The sequence below is a fragment of the Burkholderia sp. BCC1208 genome, from assembly GCF_902833095.1.
Classification (GTDB): domain Bacteria; phylum Pseudomonadota; class Gammaproteobacteria; order Burkholderiales; family Burkholderiaceae; genus Burkholderia.
Map to the genome: position 1 here is coordinate 1 of NZ_CADFDY010000018.1, position 19,593 is coordinate 19,593.

Genomic DNA, 19,593 nt, shown 5'->3' on the forward strand with positions numbered 1-19,593 from the left:
CATGGTCGGCTCCCGTGCTTGCTCAACGAGCCGTCCAGCATGCCAGCAGTCAAAAACACGACATCTGTAAATAGCCAGAACACGACATTAGGATATGGCTGCTACAACCAAAACCATCGATAATGTTGATTATGTCAAATTAGAAATTTACCGAGCAGCCGTCCTCGAATCGTCGCCATACAACACCTACTCGCCGCCTCACCAGCCGCCCGCGACCATCCATTTCCCCGGGCAACCGGCCCGCATCAGGACAACATCATCCCCTGCATCCTGTGCGAGAAATGCGCGCGCTCGGCGGTCTCCATCAGCATCAGGAATTCGTCCTGCGTCATGTGAATCAGCGCTTCGTGATCGCCGGCCTCGAAATAGACTTCCGGCTGCTGCGCGAGGCGTTCCTCGAGGAACGTCTTCATCCCGTACGCCATGCAGACCGGCGGCAGCGCGCCCATGTCGCAATCCTTGAACAGCTCGCGCAATTCGACCTCCCGGGCGAGCACGAGATGGCGTCCCGTCTTCACCCAGAGATCCGACAGGCGCACGGCGTGCGTCGTCGGTAATACGGCGGCGACGTAACCTTCAGCGTCCTCGAGGAGCACCGTTTTCGCGAGCCGATCGCCGGGAATGTGCGCGGCGGCGGCCGTCTCCATGCTCGTATGGCTATAGGGGTGGTACACGACTTCGTACCGCGATGACTTCTGGCGCAGGCAATCCTGCAGGGTGGCTGAGACTGGCATGGCGCACCTCGTCTGGGCGAATCGGGCGAACGGAGTTCGCTCCGGATTCGTTCAGCATAGGTCGCATTCCGGCCCAATGGAAACGCCCTCGCGCGACGCCGATCCAGATGCGCCGGCAACCGGCTCCCGGCATTTTTCATTCGGCCGCCTGCTCTCGCTGGCGTGCGGGATCCAGCCCCGCAATATGCTTGAAAAGCCCCTCATTTCTGTAGACGAATTTCAGGAAGTGCCTACGTAGAAGCGAATGAGCTTCCAATTTGCCGATGTAGAGAAACTAGACCGTTAGTTGCATTTTTAGGAAAACGGCAGGACTCCCTCGAGGATGAGTTATTCAAAAAAGCGAACCCTCGAATGCCCGCCGTCACGCGGGCAAACCCCGCCGCCAAAGCCTTTCCCGGTGCCCTATACTGAGCCGGCCGCCCACCATCACGCGGCGGAAACCGACTCCCGGAGCGATCATGCATTACCAGTTGATCTACGAACTCGTCGACGATTACCTGTCGCGGCGCGAGCCGTTCCGTGCGCAACATCTCGCACTCGCGCAGGCCGCGACCGAGCGCGGCGAACTCATGCTCGCCGGCGCGCTGGCGGACCCGGCCGACCAGGCCGTGCTCGTGTTCGAAGGCGATTCGCCGGAAGCGGCCGAATCGTTCGCGCGCGCCGATCCGTACGTGCAGAACGGCCTCGTGAAATCATGGCGCGTGCGGCCTTGGCGCGTCGTGGTCGGCAAGCACGCGCCGCGTCCCGCGTGAAATCGGGCTACAGCCACCCTGCCCGCTTGAAACGCCACCACAGCGCGAGATCGGCGATGGCCATCACCGCGATGCAGCCGTAGAACCCGTATTTCAGGTGCAGCTCGGGCATGTTCGCGAAGTTCATCCCGTAGATGCCGGCGATCATCGTCGGTATCGCGAACAGCGCGGCGAACGAGCCGAGCCGCTTGGTCACCTCGTTCTCCGCGAGCGAAATCATCCCGAGATTGACCTGGATCGCCGTGACGACCATCTCGCGGCGCCCTTCGATCGTCTTCACGATCCGCTGCAGATGGTCGTACACATCGCGGAAGTAGGCGGCCATCCCGCTGCAGACCTGCGGAACGCGTCCGCCGGTGAGCTTCGCGAGCGGCTCCATCAACGGCGCCGTGTGCTGGTACAGCAGCACGAGCCGGCGTTTCAGCGAATAGAGATCCTCGATGATCGCGCGCGACGACGCGGGCGTCGCCTTCGCGAAGATGCGATCCTCGAGTTCCTCGAGCTCGGTGCCGAGCGTTTCGAGGATCGGGAAATACCGGTCGACGACCTGGTCCATCAACGCGTAGAACACGAACGCCGAACCCTCTCGCAGCAGATGCGGCTCGCGCTCGCAACGCTTGCGCACATCGCGAAAATCCTGCTCGGTATGGTTGCGGATCGAGAGCACGTAATTCGGGCCGACGAACACGTTCAGTTCGCCGACCTTGAATTCGCCGTCCTCGTCGAGTTCGACCGTATGCAGCACCGCGAACAGCGAATCGCCGTATTCCTCGATCTTCGGCCGCTGATGGCCCTTGCGGGCATCCTCGAGCGCCAGCTCGTGCAATCCGAACTCCTCGCCCATCAGATCGATTTCCTCGGGCGTCGGATCCTTCAGCGCGACCCACACGAAGCATTCGGGCTTCGACACGTAATCGCTGATGGCGTCGATGTCGATATCGGCCAGCTTGCGGCCGTCTTGGTAAGCAGCACAGTTGATCAGCATGTTGTCCCACGATGTTGCGGTTTGCGCATCAGTTTACCGGTTTGCTGCACGGACGGCCCGGCTTGCGCGGTACGTCGATATTGGTCATGATCGGGCTGAGTGCGCCGCAGCACGCAGCCTCGGGGCACGTCGACAAGCCCGCCGGGCCTGCGTTGCGCGCCGCGCAACGGCCGTGCGGCCCCATCGTCAAGGAGACGGACCTATGTGGTATTTCTCGTGGATACTCGGCATCGGCGTGGCACTCGGCTTCGGCATCATCAACGCGATGTGGCTGGAAGCGGAAGTGTTCTCGCGCGGCGACACGTCGCGCCAGAAGGCGGGGAGCCGGTATTCGTGACGCATCTCGTGTTCTTCTGCGGTCACGCCGGCACCGGCAAGACCACGCTCGCGAAGCGGCTCATCGGGCCGCTGATGCGCGCGACCGGCGAAGCGTTCTGCCTGCTCGACAAGGACACGCTGTACGGCCGCTACAGCGCCGCCGCGATGGGCGCGCTCACGGACGATCCGAACGACCGCGACAGCCCGCTCTACCTCAAACATCTTCGCGATCCCGAATACCAGGGCCTACTCGACACGGCCCGTGAGAATCTCTCGCTCGGCATCGGCGCGCTCGTCGTCGGCCCGCTGTCGCGTGAAGTGCGCGACCGGCGCATCCTCGACCGCGTGTGGCTCGGCATCGCGCCCGACGTCACGCTGACGGTCGTCTGGGTCCACACGTCGGAAGACGTCGCGCACCAGCGGATCGTCGCGCGCGCCAACCCGAACGATGCATACAAGCTCGCGCACTGGGACGAATACCGGCAGCGCCGCTTCGTGCCGACCGGCCGCGAATGCGACGGCATCGTGATGTTCGACAACACCGCACCGTCCGATGCGGACATCGACGCGCTGCTGTACCGCATCGTGCCGCCGCCGCAACCAGCGACGATCGTCCCGCCGCTGCCGGCCTGATCGCGGCGCCGGGCGCCCTTCCCGCTTCCTCGACTCGACAAAAGACAACGCCGGAAGCGCTGCTGCGCTTCCGGCGTCGTACGGCCCTCGTGCCCCTCGTGCCAGAGGCTGGCGAATGCTGACAACCGCGCTCAGGCAACCGCGTGCATGCGCTCCATCGTGCCGCCGTCGTACAGCTTGCCGAAACGGTTTGACAGGAACGCCTTCAGCGACACCTTTTCCTGCGGGATGAAACCGCTCTGCGGCAGCTTCTTTTCGCGGAACAGATCCAGCACCGCGCACATCGCGCCGGCCGTCGTGATCTGGATTGCGCTCATGTGCATCCCGCACACGTCCTTCGCGAAGATCTTGCGCGTGAACACGTCCTGCACCAGTTGGCCGTCCTTCACGCCCGTCACCGTGACGAACACGAGCACGACGTCCTGCTTCGTCGACGGCACCGCACGGCGCATGATCGACTTCAGCGTATCGCGGTCGCTCGACAGGCGCAGGTCTTCCAGCAGGAACTGGACGAGCTCGCGGTGGCCCGGGTAGCGCACCGACTTGTAGTCGAGCGTCTCGACCTTGCCCGACAGCGTTTCGCACAGCGTGCCGAGGCCGCCCGACGTGTTGAACGCTTCGTATTCGGTGCCGTCGAGCGAGAAGTGTTCGAGGCCTTCGAGCGGCTGCACCCACTGCTTGCGGCCGTCGCGGATCGCTTCGCACGGCTGGCAGTATTCGTTGATCAGGCCGTCGACGCTCCACGTCAGGTTGTATTTCAGCGCGTTGGTCGGATATTCGGGCAGCGCACCGACGCGCATCTTCACGTCGCGCACTTCGCTGAAGCCGTTCACGAGTTCGTGCGCGGCGATGCCGATGAAGCCCGGCGCGAGGCCGCACTGCGGCATGAACGCGCGATCGGAGCCATCGGCCAGTTCGCGGATCGCGTGCGTGGCGCGCACGTCTTCGGTCAGGTCGAAGTAGTGAACGCCGGCAGCCTTCGCGGCGGCGGCCACGTTGACCGCGAGGTAGTAAGGCAGCGCGTTGACGAGCGCATCGAAGCCCTTCACTGCTTCGCGAATCGCATTCGCGTCGGCCGAATCGACCCGCTGCGTCACGATGCCTTCGCGCGACAGCTTCGCGAGCGCATCCGCGTCGCGGTCGAACGCGACGACTTCGTAGTCGCCCGTTTCGCGCAGCATGTGAGCAATGGTGTGGCCGATCAGACCTGCGCCGACGATGGCGATTTTCATGCGCTTATCTCCTGATGATGGGTTGGTGTTGTGGACGGCGTTGAGCCATGAACACAGTGTAGGGACGCTCAAAATCAGTTCCAAGACGAAGAATGATGCGAAACGACCAATAATTTCGACGTTCTGACGTTACATTTCGCCGAAATGACCTATTCGTCTAAAAATCGCGTAGAGAAGCTGTCGCAAAGCGGTCGTTGGCGGTCGCGCATCGCAACGACGAAAACGAGGACGCACGGCGCGTCGCCGGACGCACGAACTGCCCATGCATCAGGTGCGGCACGCCGGTCGAAACGGAATAGGAAAGGAGATTCGGGAGAGATGCGCGAAGTGCGCGGGAGGACGATGGCGAATGCCCCGTGCCGATCACGATGTACGACGAAGGCCAATACGAATGCGTGCGGGCATGCACGCGGCGCCAATCCGGGCGCCGGTGACGCACCGAAGTCCGCGCCGCGCATGCGCATGCGCCGTCATGCGCGGCGCAGCGTGCAAAGGTCAGCCGCCGATCGTCCCGCGATCGATCTTGCGCGACAAGATGATCGACGTCGTCGTGCGCTCGACGCCTTCGAGCGTGCCGATCTGGTCGAGCAGATCGTTGAGCCGTTCGGGCGAATCGGCGCGCAGCCACGCGACGTAGTCGTACTCGCCGCTCACCGCGCACAGCAGCTGGACTTCCGGCATCCGGTCGAGCTTGCGCAAGACGTCCTTGCCGAACTTCGGCGTGAGGATGATGCCGACGTACGCATAGATGCTGGCGTCGAGCACGTCCTGTCCGAGTCGCACGCTGTACCCGGCGATCACGTTGGTGCGCTCGAGCCGCGCGATGCGTGCGACGACCGTCGTGCGCGCCACGTCGAGCTGGCGCGCGAGATCCGCGACGCTGGCGCGCGCATCGGCTTGCAGCAGCGCGACGAGTTGCCGGTCGAGATCGTCGAGTTGGTCGAGGCGGGGTGGACGCATGACGCTGGGCCGGTACGCACGTGCCGGCGGAGTGGAAAGTGACGCGATGATAGCGCCGAACGCCGGCGCGCCCAACCGGCATGGCCCGGATTCGAACCTTTCGATTTCGATTCGTATCGGATGTAAGCAAGTGTCGCATTCACTGCCGCGCCGCATGCGACGTGCTACTAATAGCGTGCGACGCGAGATGCGCACTGGCGGCAATGGCCGCCGCGCCCGCTCGCAAGACACCACCCCGGAGAGCCAATCATGAAGAAAATCTCGCTCACCCTCGCTACGCTCGTCGTTGCAGCCAGCGCATTCGCGCAAACCCCGGCACAGCCGCAAGCGCCCTCCCAGGCGCCGGCCACGACGGCCGGGGCATCGGCCCCGAGCGCCGAGCAGCGCGCGGCACGCCACGAAGCGCGCATCGAGCAGCGCATCAAGTACCTGCACGACCAGTTGAAGATCACGTCGGCGCAGGAGCCGCAATGGAAGACGTTCGCCGATACGATGCGCGACAATGGCGCGACGATGGGCCGCCTCTACAGCGAACGGATGGCCAAGCACGACGTGTCCGCTCTCGACGACATGAAGCAGTACGCGGAACTGTCGCAGGCGAACGCCGACGGCGCGAAGAAACTCGCCGACGCCTTCGCGCCGCTCTACGAGAGCTTCCCGGCCGAACAGAAGACCTTGGCCGACACGACCTTCCGCAGCTGGCTGCACCACGGCGGCGAGCACCGCGGCAAGGGCAAGACGAAGAGCAAGGAAGGCACGGCAGCAGCCGCGCCGGCCGCGAGCGCACCCGCGCAGCCCTGACGCCTTCCCCGCCGGCGCCGTGCTGCCCGTCGGGCCGAACGGCGCCGCGCCGCGAGCGGCGACCGGCGCGTCACACGGCGCGCCGAATTCGGGATAAGCTCCCGGCTTTTCCCGCTTTCCCGCCCTTCCCCGCCATGCTCGAACTCAAGCAACTCGATCTGCGTACCGATCCGCAGGCCCGTCGCGTCGTCAAGGACGAAACCGTCACCGTCTCCTTCGCGGAGGCCGACGGCGAACTGATGAGCCTCGAAGGCCCGAACCGTTATGGTGCGGGCGACGCGCTGATCACCGGCTCGACCGGCGACCGCTGGGTCGTGTCGCGCGCGCGTTTCGACGCCAAATACCTGCCCGCCGATCCCGCGCTCGCGCACGGCGCGCCGGGCGCTTACCGCAACCGGCCGGCCGTCGTGCTCGCGCGCCGGATGGACGAACCGTTTACGATCGCCCGCTCGGAAAACGGCGACACGCTGCGCGGCGTCGCCGGCGACTGGGTGATGCAATACGCGCCCGGCGACTACGGCGTCGTGCAGGCGCAGCGCTTCGCGCAGGTCTATCGCGACGCGTAACGCACCGCGACCACGCCGGCCCAAAGCCGGCGCCGCTGCTCACGCAAAGTCTTCGTCGAGTTCGAGTTCCGCGTCGCGCTCGACGGCCTCGCCGGCCGCGTGCCGCTCCTCGAGCGACCCGAGCATCGCTTCCGTATACGCATGCAGCACCGCGTGGCTGCGCGCGCGCTGCATCGGCTTGAGCGCCAGGTAGCGCGCGAGCGCGGCCGGCACGATCCGGATGTCGAGCGTCATCCGCTTCGGCGTCGCGCCGAAACGCATCGCCAGCCAGTGCACGGACAGGAAGCGCCCGCGCGTGTCGCTGCTTTCTGCGAAGCGCGTCTGCTCCGGAAACAGATCGCAGATCACGCGCGCGAGCGCGTCGAATTCCGCGCTCTGGCATTCGATCAGATAGTCGTCCATTCCGTCTCTCCCGTCAGGCCGCCGCACGCGACGGCCGGCACGTCTTCACCAGCACGGCCACCAGGATCGCGGCCAGCACGAAATACGCGACCTCGACCCACGCGGCCGGCAGCACGCGCACCTGGTACAACAGCGTCGGCGTCGCCGCGAGCGCGTGCAGCACGATCGCGAGCGGCAGCACGGCCATTCGGCCGGCCCGCACGCCGCGCCACACCAGCACCGACAGCGCCAGTTGCACCGCGAACGCCGCGCAGCGTTCGAGCAGCAACAGCAGGATCGACTGGGGCGACAGCGTCGCGAGCATCATGTGCAGCCGCACGACGGTATCGACCGGCAGGCCGGACAACTGCGTCTCGAGCTGGCCGCGGCTCGCGAGCCACGCGAGATACGACCACTGGCCCCACACGAGCACGCCGACGAACCACGCTTCGGCGCCTGCGTGGCCGATTCCGTAGCCGATCCCGCGATCGTCACCGGCCGATGCGCCATAGCGGCGGTTCAGGACACGCATCCCGAGATAGCGGCCGACTTCCTCGAACACGGCGGTCGCGAGCGCGCCGTACGCGACGAAGGCGAGCGGCTGCGTCAGCCAGCCGTCTTCGGGCGTGTGGCTCAGCACGAGCCCGTGGAACGCGCGCTCGAGGATCATCGCGAACAGCGTGAAGACGGCGACGCCGACGATCGTGTCGCGGCGATTGAGCGCAAGCGGCTTGCGCAGGATGCGATAGAGGACGAGCGGCAGCAGCGCGATGATCAGCGTGGCGGCGATCAGCGCCGCCAGCGTGACGGGAGCGACAGTCATGTATTTCCTTGGTTCGAGGCAACGCACGTGGCGCGCTGCGTGCCCCGAATGATACTCAGCTTGCGGTCGACGCGCGCGCAATCAACTCGCCGGGCAGCATCGCGACGCGCACGTCGCCCGCCGCGCCGTCGATCCGCTCGTGCACGAATTCGACGGCCTTGTAGCCGATTTCGTAGGTGGGCTGACGGATCGTCGTGATGCCGATCAGCTCGGCCCACTCCGGATCGTCGATCGACAGCAGCGCCGCCTGTTGCTGCCATGCGGCGCCGAAACGCGCGCGCAAGTGGCGCGCGATCGCCAGCGCGACCGGCGCATTCGCGGCGAACAGCGCCGCGCGCACGCCGCGCCGGGCCGCGTCGTCGATGCGGGCATCGACGTCGGCGAGCGCCGCCGCGGCGGCATCGGGTTCGTTCAGGTCGAGCACGACCGTCGACGGCACCGCCAGCCCGCGCGCCGCCAGCGCCGCGCGGAACGCGGCCTCGCGCACGCGCCGCGAGCTGACGCGCTCGAACGGCTGCACGACGAAATGGATCGCGTCGAAACCGTGTTCGACCAGGTGCGCGAGCGCCGTCTCGATCGCGTCGTCGTTGTCGAGGCCGATCAGGTCGGCCTCGAAGCCCTCGACCGTGCGGTCGACGAGCACGGCCGGAATGCCCGCGCCGCGCAGCGGGCGCAGCACGTCTTCGTCGGCGCCGAGCGCGTTGACGATCAGCCCTTCGACGCGGTAGGTCGTGAGCAGTTGCAGGAAGCGGCGCTCCATCTCGACTTCGTTCGCCGCGTGACAGATGAGCGGCATGTAGCCGAGCGCATGGCACGCGGCCTCGACGCCCTGCAGCACTTCGACGGTGTAAGGATTGGTCAGGTCGGCCGCGAGCATGCCGAGCAGCCGGTTGCGGCCGCGCTTGAGCCCGCGCGCCATCTGGTTCGGCCGGTAGTTGAGCCGCGCGATGGCCGCTTCGATCCGCTGGCGCAGATCGACGGACAGCACGTGCGTCTCGCCGTTCAGATAGCGCGAAACGCTGGTCTTGCCCGTGCCGGCCTCGCGCGCGACATCGCTGATCGTCGCCGGACGCGTCGTGGAAGGTTGCGAATCGGTCACTGTCGTGCCTCGCGACGTACGATCCGCGCCGCTTCGTGAGCAGACGGACCATTGTTGTTGGAAACGTAAGCCAACCGGCGGCCTCCCCTGTCCTGGCGCGTCGGCGCCTGCGCTGGCCCGGTGCTGCGCGCTCGAGCAGCGCCCGCCAGTCGCGTGCTACGGCAGTCGGCCGCACCGGAGCCGGCGCGGATGCCCTTCGCCCGACGCCGCCGGCTGAGTGGCCGGCCGTCGATGCGACGAGAGCGGGCGATCATAACGCAGCCGGCCCGCCGGCACCAAGACCATCGACTCTAACGGCGCCGGCGCCGCGCCAGCCGGTTGCCGCAGGCGGCTCAGGCGTGCGCCAGCGCATCCGGATTGACGAGATTCGTGCGCAGCGTGCCGGCCAGCGCGCCGACCAGGTTTTCCGCGGCGCAGCGCGCCATCGCATGGCGCGTCTCGTGCGTCGCCGAGCCGATATGCGGCAGCGCGACGACGTTCTTCATCTGCAGCAGCGGCGAATCCGCCGGCAGCGGCTCCTTCTCGAACACGTCAAGCCCCGCGCCCCGGATCGTCCCCGCGCGCAGCGCGTCGACCAGCGCGGCTTCGTCGACGACGGGCCCGCGCGACGCATTGATCAGGATCGCGCTGCGCTTCATCTTCGCGAATTCGGGCGCGCCGATCAGGTGGCGCGTGTCGGGCGATAGCGGCACCTGCAGACACACGAAATCCGACTGCGCGAGCAGCGCGTCGAGCGTCACGCGCCGGGCGCCGTACTGCGTCTCGGCCTCGGCATGCGCGGACCGGTTCGCGTACAGCACCTGCATCCGGAAGCCGAGCGCCGCGCGCCGCGCGACCGCGCCGCCGATCCGCCCGAGCCCGACGATGCCGAGCGTCTTGCCCTGCACGTCGGTGCCGTACAGGTCCGGGCCGATGCTGCGATCCCAGTGGCCGGCCTTCACCCATTCGGCCAGTTCGACCACGCGCCGTGCGGACGCCAGGATCAGCGAGAACACCGTATCGGCCGTCGACTCGGTCAGCACGTCCGGCGTATGCGCGAGCACGATGCCGCGCCGCGTGAGATCGGCGACGTCGAAGTTGTCGTAGCCGACCGAGATCGTCGACCACGCCTTCAGCCGCGGGGCGCGGTCGAGCATCTGCGGCGTGACCTTCAGGCTCGCGCCGATCGCGCCGTCCGCGTCGCCGAGCGCAGCGGCGAGCGCGTCGGCGCCGTCGGCCCGCACGACCTCCGCATGCTCGCGCAGGTACGCGAGAACGTCATCGGGCAGCGGCTTGTACGCGACGATACGGGGCTTCATCGTTTCATTTTCCTTGCAGCGGCGCGGCGAGCGGATGCGCATCGCGCGCCTGGGGTTTGACGGACAGCGTGAGGATCACCGCGGCGACCAGCGCGGCGCTCATGAATGCGTACGACGCGACGGGCGACCCGGTCGCACCGTTCAGATAGCCGACGAAATACGAGCCGACGAACGAGCCGAGCGCGCCCATGCTGTTGATCAGCGCCATCGCGCCGCCGGCGACGTTCTTCGGCAGCAGCTCCGGCACGATCGCGAAGAACGGGCCGTACGGTGCGTACATCGCGGCGCCCGCGACGACCAGCAGCGCATACGAGATCCAGAAGTGCGACGAGCCGAGCGCGTACGACGCGGCGAACGCGGCCGCGCCGACCAGCAGGAACGGCCACACGAAGCCGCGGCGCGAACCGACCTTGTCGGACGCCCACGACGCGGCGAGCATCGCGATCGTCGCCGCGAGGTACGGCAGCGCGGACAGCCAGCCGGTGGCGACCATCCCGAGCTCGGAACCGTTCTTCACGATCGACGGCAGCCACAGCACGAAGCCGTACACGCCGATGCTCCAGCAGAAATACTGCGCGCACAGCTTGATCACGGCCGGCGAGCGGAACGCCTCGCCATAGTTGCGTACCGGCTTGATCGCCGCCTGCTCGGCCGCGAGCGCGGCGTCGAGGTCGCGCTTTTCCTGCGCGCTGAGCCACGGCGAATCGGCCGGCTTGTCCTGCACGAGGAACCACCAGCACACGGCCCAGACGACGGCCGGGACGCCTTCGGCGATGAACATGTGGCGCCAGCCGAATTCATGCACGAGATAACCGGACACGATCGACATCCACAGCACGGTGACCGGGTTGCCGAGGATCAGGAACGTATTCGCGCGCGAGCGCTCGTTCTTCGTGAACCAGTTGCTGATGTAGATCAGCATCGCCGGCATCACGGCCGCCTCGACGATGCCCAGCACGAAGCGGATCGCCATCAGCGAGGGGATGTTGCTGACCACGCCGGTCAGTGCCGCGCAGCCGCCCCACAGCACGAGGCTGACGAACACGAGCTTCTTCACGCTGCGGCGTTCCGCGTAGATCGCGCCGGGGATCTGGAAGAAGAAGTAGCCGAGGAAGAACAGCGCGCCGATCAGCGACGACAGGCCCTTGCTGATCCCGAGATCCTGGTTGATGCCGGCCGCCGCCGCGAACCCGTAGTTCGCGCGATCGAGGTAAGCGAGGCTGTACGTGATGAAGACGATCGGCATGATCGTCCACCAGCGACGGGCTGCGAGATTGGCTGCCATGAGAGTGTCTCCGTATATGGACCGGAGGGGGCGCGCTAGCGCCTGGCCGGCCTCGAACAAAACTACCGTGCGTCGCGCACGAAATGGATCCGCGGATTGTGCCGTGTCCGGCCTCTCATTGCGCGGTGACGGTTTCCTCTAAGCGATCGGCGCGATTGCTGACACTTTCGAGCCGGTCGAGCGCGTCGCGCGTCGGCAGCCCTTCCGAATCGCCGATCACTTGGATCGCGAGCGCACCGATCCGGTTGCCGCGCGCGACCGCCTGCTCGACGCTCCGGCCTTCGAGCAGCGCGCTGACCACGCCGACCGCGAAGCCGTCGCCGGCGCCGACCGTATCGACGACGCGCTCGACGCGCTCGCCGGCGACCGTGCCTTCGCGGCCGTCGGCCGTGCGGAAATACGCACCTTGCTCGCCGAGCTTGATCACGACGCCGCGCGCGCCCTGCGCAAGATAGAAGCCCGCGATGTCGGCCGGCGTGTCGTGCCCGGTGAGTTGCCGACCTTCGGCGAGGCCCGGCAGCACCCAGTCGGCGAGCGCCGCGAGTGCATTCAGGGTCTTCGCCATCGCCTCGGCGGACGGCCACAGCGTCGGGCGCAGGTTCGGGTCGAACGAGATCGTCTTGCCGGCCGCACGCATCTCGCGCGCGAGCCGGAACGCGAGTTCGCACGACGTCGCCGAAATCGCCGGCGCGACGCCCGTCAGGTGCAGGTGGCGCGCGCCGAGCACGTAGTCGGCCACGTAGTCGTCACATGACAGGTGGCTCGCCGCCGAGCCCTTGCGGAAATATTCGACGGTCGGGTCGCTGCCGTCGTCGTTGCGCGACTTCAGCTGGAAGCCGGTCGGGTAGCGCGGATCGACGGTCACGCACGACGCGTCGATTCCCTCGCGCGCCAGCGTGTCGAGCACGTAGCGGCCGAACGAATCGCGGCCGACGCGGCTCATCCAGCCGACCCGGAAGCCGAGCCGCGACAGGCCGATCGCGACATTGAGATCGGCACCCGCAATCCGCTTCGCGAATTGCCCGGCGTGGGCGAGATGGCCCGGCTCCGTCGCGACGAACATCGCCATCGCTTCGCCATAGGTCACGACATCGAGTGCTGCTTTCATGACTGAACTCCTCAGGATCCTTCTGCGATCACGCGGTCGCAAGCCACGCGACGCGCCGGCAGGCATCGCCGGCCAGGTCGGCCGCGTCGAACGGGAACTCGATGCCGCGCGGCGCATGCCGCGGCAGCGCGGCGAGTACGCCGGTCACGAGCGGATCGTTCGGCGCCGGCGCGGCGGTGAAACGACGCGCGCCCTCGCCTTCGATGATCTTGCAATGAATGTATTCCACATGCGGCGCGAGCACCTGCGCGCAGTCGAGCGGCGCTTCGCCGCGCCACTGCCAGTTGCCGATGTCGAACGTCATGCCGAGTGCATCGGGCATGCCGGCGTCGGACAGCGCGTCGAACAGCCCGCGGAACTGCGCGAACGCGCCGCCCGCCTCGAGCTGACCGTTCTCGACCACCACCCGGGCCCGCGCGCCGCGCGACAGCGCGACGATCTCGGCCGCGTGCGCGTCGCCGGCGAAGCCGCCGAGCTGGAATTTCACGAAGCGCGCGCCGAGCGCGTCGGCTTGCGCGAGCGCGTCGCGCAGTGCGTCGGCATCGAGCGCACCCGCTTCCATGTACAGCGAGTCCGGGGTCGAATAGACCGACCACAGTCCGTGGCCGCTGATCTGCACCCCGAGCGCAGCCAGCGCGCCGGGCGCCGTGTCGTCGTCCGACGCGAACAACTCGCGCCGTACCTCGAAACCGGCCGCGCCGGATTCCGCCACGGTGGTGATGAATGCACTGTGGCCCTCCTGGCGCACCCGGTCCATCCCGAATGCGCTCGCCACGATCACGATGTCTGCCATGTTGCCCTTTTCAACCGGAATGGAACCGGTTCCATTTGCTTGAGACGGATGGTGCGCCTCGCTTCAGACCCACGCCATAGAGGAAATCCCTAAGGCCGATTTGTCGCACGAATACGCGCCCAATCGCATGCAATTCGTGTTCCCGGCGCGGCTGCTAGCGCCTACGCGAGATCCTGCGCGAGACTCATTTCGAGGAATTGCGCGGCGACCCGCGACGGTGCGCCGCCGTGCGGTACGAGAATGGAGAAATGCCGCGTGAGCGGCTCGGGCGCCAGCGAGCGCGGCACGAGCGCGGCATCCTCGTGACGCAGCGACATCGCGGAGACGAACCCGACGCCCATCCCTGCGCGCACGGCTTCCTTCACCGCCTCGACCCCCGCGATCTCGAACGCGACGCGCATCGGCGCGCCGCCATGCGCGAACGCGCGCTCGACGAGTTGCCGCACGGCGGAGCCCTCCTCGCGCAGCACGAGCGGATGCGCGGCGAGCGCGTCGAGCGTCAGGCCCGCGTCGTAGCCGGGTGCCGCGAGCGGATGGCCGGCCGGCACGATCGCGACGATCTCGTCGTCGTGCCACGCGTGGACGGCCGTGCCCGGCGGCAACGCCTCGCCGGGCGGCCCTTCGATCAGCGCGATGTCGAGCGACGGGAGCGCCGCGACCACGTCGGCCGTATTACCGCTCATCGTCTGGATCGACACGCGCGGGGCGTGCGGCTGGAACGCCGCGATCAGATACGGCAGCAGGTAGCTCGCCGGCGTCGTGCTCGCGCCGATGCGCAGCGTGCCGGCTTCCAGCCCGCGTACCGCGTCGCGAAACGCTCGCGCCTGCGCGAACGTGTCGCGCTGCGCCTTCGCGTACCGCGCAAGTTGTTCGCCGACCGGCGTGAGGCGAATGCCGCGGCCGTCGCGCTGGTACAGCGGCTCGCCGAACTCGTCCTGCAGCAGCCGCAACTGGCCCGACACGGCCGGCTGCGACAGATGCAGCGCCACGGCGGCGCGGCTGATGTTCAGATGCTCGGCGACGGCGGCGAAAGTTATCAGTTGATCCGGGGTCATGAGGATGAATTATCGGATTTCCGGATAGCTTACATCACAAATCACAATTTTTCATATCGATATAACGAAATTAGGATTACAGCATCGCCACACGCTCCATCACGGTGCTTCCATGTCCACTGCTCCGACTCCCCATCTCAGCCATGCCGCGCCGTCGATGCGCGGCCAGTTGAACGGCGTGCTGTTCGTCGCGCTGTTCGCCGCCGCCGTCACGAGCCTGTCCGAGCTTCCCGCAATCGCGGGGCTCGGCCTGTCGCCGCTGATCGTCGGCATCGTCGCCGGGGCGTTGTACGGCAACGGCCTGCGCGACGGCATGCCGGCCAGCTGGGCGGCCGGTGTCAATTTCTCCGCACGCAGGCTGCTGCGCATCGCGGTCGCGTTCTTCGGGTTGCGCGTGAGCCTGCAGGAAATCGCGCAGGTCGGGCTGCCGGGCCTCGCGGTGTCGGTGCTGGTCGTCGTCAGCACGCTCGCGATCGGCACCTGGGTCGGCATGAAGCTGATGAAGCTCGACCGCGACGCCGCGCTGCTGACCGCCGCCGGCAGCGCGATCTGCGGCGCGGCCGCCGTGCTCGCGTTCGAGTCGACGCTGCAGTCGAAGCCGCACCAGAGCGCGATGGCGGTGGGCAGCGTCGTGCTGTTCGGCACGCTGTCGATGTTCCTGTATCCGGTCGCCTATCACGCCGGGCTGCTGAACCTCGACCCGGCCGGCCTCGGCCTGTTCTTCGGCGGCACGATCCACGAAGTCGCGCAGGTGGTCGGCGCGGCGAGCGACATCAGCCCGCAGGTCGCGCACGTCGCGACGATCGTGAAGATGACGCGCGTGATGCTGCTGGTGCCGGTGCTGCTCGTGCTCGGCTGGTGGCTCGCCCGTTCGGCGCGCACGGCTCACGACGCGGCCGGCGGCGCGCAAGGCAAGCGCAAGGTGGCGGTTCCCTGGTTCGCGCTCGGCTTCCTCGCCTTCGTGATCGTCAATTCGCTGAACGTGCTGCCCGCGGACGTCACGCATACGCTGAACGTGCTCGACACCTTCGCGCTGACGATGGCCATGACCGCACTCGGCATCGAAACGCGTGTCGCGCAGATCCGCGCAGCCGGCCCGCGTGCGCTGATGACCGGCCTGATCCTGTACGTATGGCTGATCGCCGGCGGCTACGGAATCACCTGGGCCGTGCAGCACTGTCTTGGCTGAGCCGCATGTCCGTGGCGGTTCTCGCGCCGCGCCCGACGGGAAGGTCCCGCGGGCGCGGCGCAGTGCTATGCTTCGCGTCGTTTTCCATCGCCCCCTTTCAGCCGTGCTCTCGTTCCTGCTGAAGCTGCGCACTCGCGCCCAAACGCTGTTCCGCCTGTCGGACGCCCACACGATGCTGATCTGGTCGGCCATCGTCGGCGTCGGCGGCGCCTTTGCCACGATGGCGTTCCGCGAGGGCATCGATCTGATGCAGCGGCTGATCTCGGGGCACAGCGGCAGCTTCGTGCAGATGGCGAAGAGCCTGCCGTGGTACCTGCGGTTCTGGATGCCGGCCGCGGGCGGCTTCCTCGCCGGTTGCGTGCTGCTGCTCGCGACGCGCGGGGACCAGCAGGCCGCCAAGACCGACTACATGGAATCGGTCGCGCTCGGCAACGGTATCGTACCGGTGCGGCAGAGCCTGTGGCGCAGCGTGTCGTCGCTGCTGACGATCGGCAGCGGCGGCTCGATCGGCCGCGAAGGCCCGATGGTGCAGCTCGCGGCGCTCGCGGCGTCGCTCGTCGGCCGCTTCGTGCACTTCGACCCGCCGCGCCTGCGCCTGCTGGTCGCCTGCGGGGCGGCGGCCGGTATCACGTCCGCGTACAACGCGCCGATCGCCGGCGCCTTTTTCGTGTCGGAGATCGTGCTCGGCACGATCGCGATGGAGAGCTTCGGGCCGATGGTCGTCGCGTCGGTCGTCGCGAACATCGTGATGCGCGAATTCGCCGGTTACCGGCCGCCGTACGAGATGCCGGTGTTTCCGGCCGTGACGGGCCCCGAAGTGCTGCTGTTCGTCGTGCTCGGCGCGCTGTGCGGCGTGCTCGCCCCCCAGTTCCTGCATCTGCTCGACGCGTCGAAGGCGCAGTTCAAGCGGCTGCCTGTACCGCTGCCCGTGCGGCTCGCGCTCGGCGGCCTCGTCGTCGGCGTGATCTCGGTGTGGATTCCGGACGTGTGGGGCAACGGCTACAGCGTCGTGAACCACATCCTCCATTCGCCGTGGACGTGGCAGGCGCTCGTCGCGGTACTCGTGTTCAAGGTGATCGCGACCGCCGCGACGGCCGGCTCGGGCGCGATCGGCGGCGTGTTCACGCCGACGCTGTTCGTCGGCGCCGTGTTCGGCTCGCTGTTCGGGCTCGCGATGGACGCGCTGTGGCCGGGCCATACGTCCGCGTATTTCGCGTACGCGATCGTCGGGATGGGCGCGTTCATGGCGGGCGCCACGCAGGCGCCGCTGATGGCGATCCTGATGATCTTCGAGATGACGCTGAGCTATCAGGTCGTGCTGCCGCTGCTGGTGTCGTGCGTGTTCGCGTATTTCGTCGCGCGCGCGACGGGCACGACGTCGATGTACGAGATCACGCTGCACCACTACCAGGACGCGCAGGAGCGGCAGCGGTTGCGCACCACGCAGATGCGCGAGCTGATCCAGCCCGCGCAGACAGTCGTGCCGCTCACCGCGAGCGTCGCCGACATGACGCGCGTGTTTCTCGAATATCCGGTGAAGTACCTGTACGTGACCGACGACGCCGGGCGCTTTCGCGGCGCGGTCGCGCTGAAGGACATCACGTCGGACCTGCTCGACAAGCGTGACACGACCGACAAGACGGCCGCGCATTACGCGCATACGCCGTTTCCGCTGCTCACGCCCGACATGCCGCTCGCGACCGCGCTCGAACGCTTCATGGCGTTCCAGGGCGAACGATTGCCGGTGATCGAGAGCGAAGCCGAGCCGACGCTCGCGGGCGTCGTCTACAAGACGTCGCTGCTCGACGCCTATCGGCGGATGACCGGCGAGCGCTGACGCGCGCGGCCGCGCCCCGCTCCTTCATCCCGCGCAACGCTTCCCGCCTCTTCCCGTTCGCTTCGGCCGGCGCGCACCGACGTCGCGCCGCCTCTCCCGCTGCACGTGTTTCAAAATATTTGCACAAGCGGAATTTCCGTTTTCTCGTCCGGAAAATCCCCGCATGGAAAATCAACACTCCATTATTTCATTTCATCGAAATCAATAGAGTCGATTGCCTAGAAAATAAAAAATAAATTACCTACCCTTCGTCGTTGCAGCGTTTGAAAACCAGTCAGACATTTAAAAATTACAAAAACCAAACTTCCGCTGCAAAACAATCGCTTCAAAACCGCTACGAGGGAAAAATGGAAATCGGTTCCAGCTATTCAAGCATGCCCGCAATCTATGTGATTCCGGGCCAGGGAGATAGTCCGTCCGCCGCGTTGAAATCGCTTTACGAGCGAAGTCCGCCGGCCCGCGAATGCATCGACGGGACGCTCGACGACATCGAAGCCACGCTGCGCGAGGAGCCCTACGATCACGAGCCGCGGTTGCTGCGCGACGTGCTGCTCGGAAATGCCCCGGCCGCCGTTCCCGTCGGCATCCCGCAACTGTCGGCATTCGCCACCGCGGTCTGCGTGCACCGCTTCCTCGAACGCCAGCAGGTGCGGCCTGTCGCGATCGTCGGCCAGAGCCTCGGCGAAATCGCATCGCTCGTCTGCTCGGGCGTGTGGTCCGTAGCCGACGGCGTGCGTGCCGTCCTCGCGCTCAACGATGCGTTCCGGCCGTTCGCGGGACGCGGCGGCATGACGGCGATCGCGGCGTCGGAAACCGACACGCTGGCGCTCCTCGACGAAATTGCCCATGAGCGGCTGGTGCTTGCGTGCGTCAACGCGCCGCGACAGACGGTCGTCAGCGGCCCGCATACGGCGCTCGACACCTTGGCCGCATTCGCGAGCCGCCGCGGTATCAAGCTGCACGCGCTGCCGATTCCGTATCCGGCTCACCATCCCGCGCTGTGGACGGCCGCGGATCGGTTCCACGATGCGATCGCGCGATTGCCGCGCAACCGTTTCCGCATACCCGTCTATTCGGCCGTCTCGTGCCGGCGCTACACGGATACCGACGATATCGCCCGCTCGTTGGCGGATTGTTTCACCAAACCGTATTACATGCCGACCGTTCTCAAGCACAGCCAGGTCGGGCAGGATTCGATCTATATCGACCTGAGCATGACAGGCATCATGAATCGCAGCATTAAAGCAGTGCTGCCGGATGCACGAACTTATTCGCCGACTCGCGAAACGGATTCCTTTCCATTCAATTTAAATCTTACGGGGGCCCTGCAATGAATGCATACCAGATGGAAAATGGCGGAATATCCGGATCATCGCCGGCCCGACCGACTATTGCCCCCGAAATCGATGAAATCCGCGATACGCTTTCCGGCCTCGCGAAACCGGACCATCGCCGTCTGCTGATCCAGTTGCTGTCGAGCGCGGACTTCGACAAGCCGCTCGATCGGCATTCGGTCGACCTGCATCGCTCGACCTACGATCGCCTCGTCAAACTCGCCGGCCGGTTGCCGGCCGCGGCCGGCAACCTGTCCGACCCGTCGCTGCTGTCGGCGATCGCCGAATGGACCGCCGTCAACGATCCGTCGCTATGCATCGCCGCGCTGATCCACTACGGGCTCTGCATCGGTTCGCTCGTCGAACTCGGCAAGGACAACGCCCGCGCGCAGGAATACGCGGGCTAACTG

21 protein-coding genes are annotated in these 19,593 nt (G+C 66.7%); 9 read left to right on the top strand and 12 right to left on the bottom strand.

Annotation, left to right across the window (positions count from 1 at the left end):
- Positions 1-245: 245 nt before the first annotated feature.
- A complete protein-coding gene (locus HWX09_RS32580) occupies positions 246-734 on the bottom strand; it encodes a YbaK/EbsC family protein (protein WP_027784485.1) in 489 nt (162 codons plus the stop codon).
- Positions 735-1,192: 458 nt separating this feature from the next.
- Here HWX09_RS32580 and HWX09_RS32585 point away from each other — a divergent pair, with 458 nt between their 5' ends.
- A complete protein-coding gene (locus HWX09_RS32585; RefSeq protein WP_027784486.1) occupies positions 1,193-1,486 on the top strand; it encodes a YciI-like protein in 294 nt (97 codons plus the stop codon).
- A gap of 7 nt (positions 1,487-1,493) precedes the next feature.
- Here HWX09_RS32585 and corA read toward each other — a convergent pair whose 3' ends face one another.
- The gene (corA, locus tag HWX09_RS32590) at positions 1,494-2,471 is read right to left on the bottom strand and encodes a magnesium/cobalt transporter CorA (RefSeq protein ID WP_027784487.1); all 978 of its coding nucleotides are present in this window, start codon (positions 2,469-2,471) and stop codon (positions 1,494-1,496) included.
- A gap of 202 nt (positions 2,472-2,673) precedes the next feature.
- Between corA and cydX the strand changes: the two genes are divergently transcribed.
- A complete protein-coding gene (gene cydX / locus HWX09_RS32595; RefSeq protein ID WP_027784488.1) occupies positions 2,674-2,808 on the top strand; it encodes a cytochrome bd-I oxidase subunit CydX in 135 nt (44 codons plus the stop codon).
- A complete protein-coding gene (locus HWX09_RS32600; protein WP_027784489.1) occupies positions 2,805-3,422 on the top strand; it encodes an ATP-binding protein in 618 nt (205 codons plus the stop codon). The genes cydX and HWX09_RS32600 overlap by 4 nt, the downstream gene beginning before the upstream one ends.
- 131 nt (positions 3,423-3,553) lie before the next feature.
- On the opposite strand, the gene HWX09_RS32605 is transcribed toward HWX09_RS32600, so the two are convergent.
- Together HWX09_RS32605 and HWX09_RS32610 are read right to left on the bottom strand one after the other, a co-directional pair.
- A complete protein-coding gene (locus tag HWX09_RS32605) occupies positions 3,554-4,654 on the bottom strand; it encodes a saccharopine dehydrogenase C-terminal domain-containing protein (protein ID WP_027784490.1) in 1,101 nt (366 codons plus the stop codon).
- Between the two features lie 495 nt (positions 4,655-5,149).
- Positions 5,150-5,614: an Lrp/AsnC family transcriptional regulator gene (locus tag HWX09_RS32610; protein WP_006481526.1), complete on the bottom strand. Its 465-nt coding sequence runs from the start codon at positions 5,612-5,614 to the stop codon at positions 5,150-5,152.
- Between the two features lie 249 nt (positions 5,615-5,863).
- On the opposite strand from HWX09_RS32610, the gene HWX09_RS32615 reads away from it, so the two are divergent.
- Together HWX09_RS32615 and HWX09_RS32620 are read left to right on the top strand one after the other, a co-directional pair.
- Positions 5,864-6,415, top strand: a complete 552-nt coding sequence (locus HWX09_RS32615) for a Spy/CpxP family protein refolding chaperone (protein ID WP_027784491.1) — start codon at positions 5,864-5,866, stop codon at positions 6,413-6,415.
- Positions 6,416-6,549: 134 nt separating this feature from the next.
- Positions 6,550-6,981 (top strand): PGDYG domain-containing protein, encoded by a 432-nt coding sequence (locus HWX09_RS32620; protein WP_027784492.1) that lies wholly within the window; start codon positions 6,550-6,552, stop codon positions 6,979-6,981.
- A gap of 39 nt (positions 6,982-7,020) precedes the next feature.
- Here HWX09_RS32620 and HWX09_RS32625 read toward each other — a convergent pair whose 3' ends face one another.
- From HWX09_RS32625 to HWX09_RS32660, 8 genes are all read right to left on the bottom strand, one after another.
- A complete protein-coding gene (locus HWX09_RS32625; protein ID WP_027784493.1) occupies positions 7,021-7,383 on the bottom strand; it encodes a DUF3022 domain-containing protein in 363 nt (120 codons plus the stop codon).
- Between the two features lie 13 nt (positions 7,384-7,396).
- Positions 7,397-8,185, bottom strand: coding sequence for a YhfC family intramembrane metalloprotease (locus HWX09_RS32630; RefSeq protein ID WP_027784494.1), 789 nt, complete (start codon positions 8,183-8,185; stop codon positions 7,397-7,399).
- 55 nt (positions 8,186-8,240) lie between these two features.
- Entirely contained in the window at positions 8,241-9,284 is a 1,044-nt protein-coding gene (locus HWX09_RS32635; protein ID WP_027784495.1) for a LacI family DNA-binding transcriptional regulator, read from the bottom strand.
- Between the two features lie 332 nt (positions 9,285-9,616).
- Positions 9,617-10,582, bottom strand: coding sequence for an NAD(P)-dependent oxidoreductase (locus HWX09_RS32640; protein ID WP_027784496.1), 966 nt, complete (start codon positions 10,580-10,582; stop codon positions 9,617-9,619).
- Positions 10,583-10,586: 4 nt separating this feature from the next.
- Positions 10,587-11,867: an MFS transporter gene (locus HWX09_RS32645; protein ID WP_027784497.1), complete on the bottom strand. Its 1,281-nt coding sequence runs from the start codon at positions 11,865-11,867 to the stop codon at positions 10,587-10,589.
- 115 nt (positions 11,868-11,982) lie between these two features.
- Positions 11,983-12,975 carry a sugar kinase gene (locus tag HWX09_RS32650; protein ID WP_027784498.1) on the bottom strand — a complete coding sequence of 331 codons (993 nt, stop codon included), beginning with the start codon at positions 12,973-12,975 and terminating at the stop codon, positions 11,983-11,985.
- 28 nt (positions 12,976-13,003) lie between these two features.
- A complete protein-coding gene (locus tag HWX09_RS32655) occupies positions 13,004-13,768 on the bottom strand; it encodes a TIM barrel protein (protein WP_027784499.1) in 765 nt (254 codons plus the stop codon).
- Between the two features lie 161 nt (positions 13,769-13,929).
- Positions 13,930-14,823 (bottom strand): LysR family transcriptional regulator, encoded by an 894-nt coding sequence (locus HWX09_RS32660; RefSeq protein WP_027784500.1) that lies wholly within the window; start codon positions 14,821-14,823, stop codon positions 13,930-13,932.
- A gap of 112 nt (positions 14,824-14,935) precedes the next feature.
- On the opposite strand from HWX09_RS32660, the gene HWX09_RS32665 reads away from it, so the two are divergent.
- The 4 genes from HWX09_RS32665 to HWX09_RS32680 all read left to right on the top strand — a co-directional run bounded on the left by HWX09_RS32665 (position 14,936) and on the right by HWX09_RS32680 (position 19,590).
- Complete coding sequence (locus tag HWX09_RS32665; RefSeq protein ID WP_027784501.1) at positions 14,936-16,012, top strand: YeiH family protein; 1,077 nt, start codon at positions 14,936-14,938, stop codon at positions 16,010-16,012.
- 103 nt (positions 16,013-16,115) lie between these two features.
- Complete coding sequence (locus HWX09_RS32670; RefSeq protein ID WP_027784502.1) at positions 16,116-17,849, top strand: ClcB-like voltage-gated chloride channel protein; 1,734 nt, start codon at positions 16,116-16,118, stop codon at positions 17,847-17,849.
- A gap of 347 nt (positions 17,850-18,196) precedes the next feature.
- The gene (locus tag HWX09_RS32675; protein ID WP_080681341.1) at positions 18,197-19,183 is read left to right on the top strand and encodes an acyltransferase domain-containing protein; all 987 of its coding nucleotides are present in this window, start codon (positions 18,197-18,199) and stop codon (positions 19,181-19,183) included.
- A complete protein-coding gene (locus HWX09_RS32680; RefSeq protein ID WP_155257361.1) occupies positions 19,180-19,590 on the top strand; it encodes a hypothetical protein in 411 nt (136 codons plus the stop codon). Before HWX09_RS32675 ends, HWX09_RS32680 begins: the two co-directional genes overlap by 4 nt.
- The last annotated feature ends 3 nt before the right edge of the window (positions 19,591-19,593 follow it).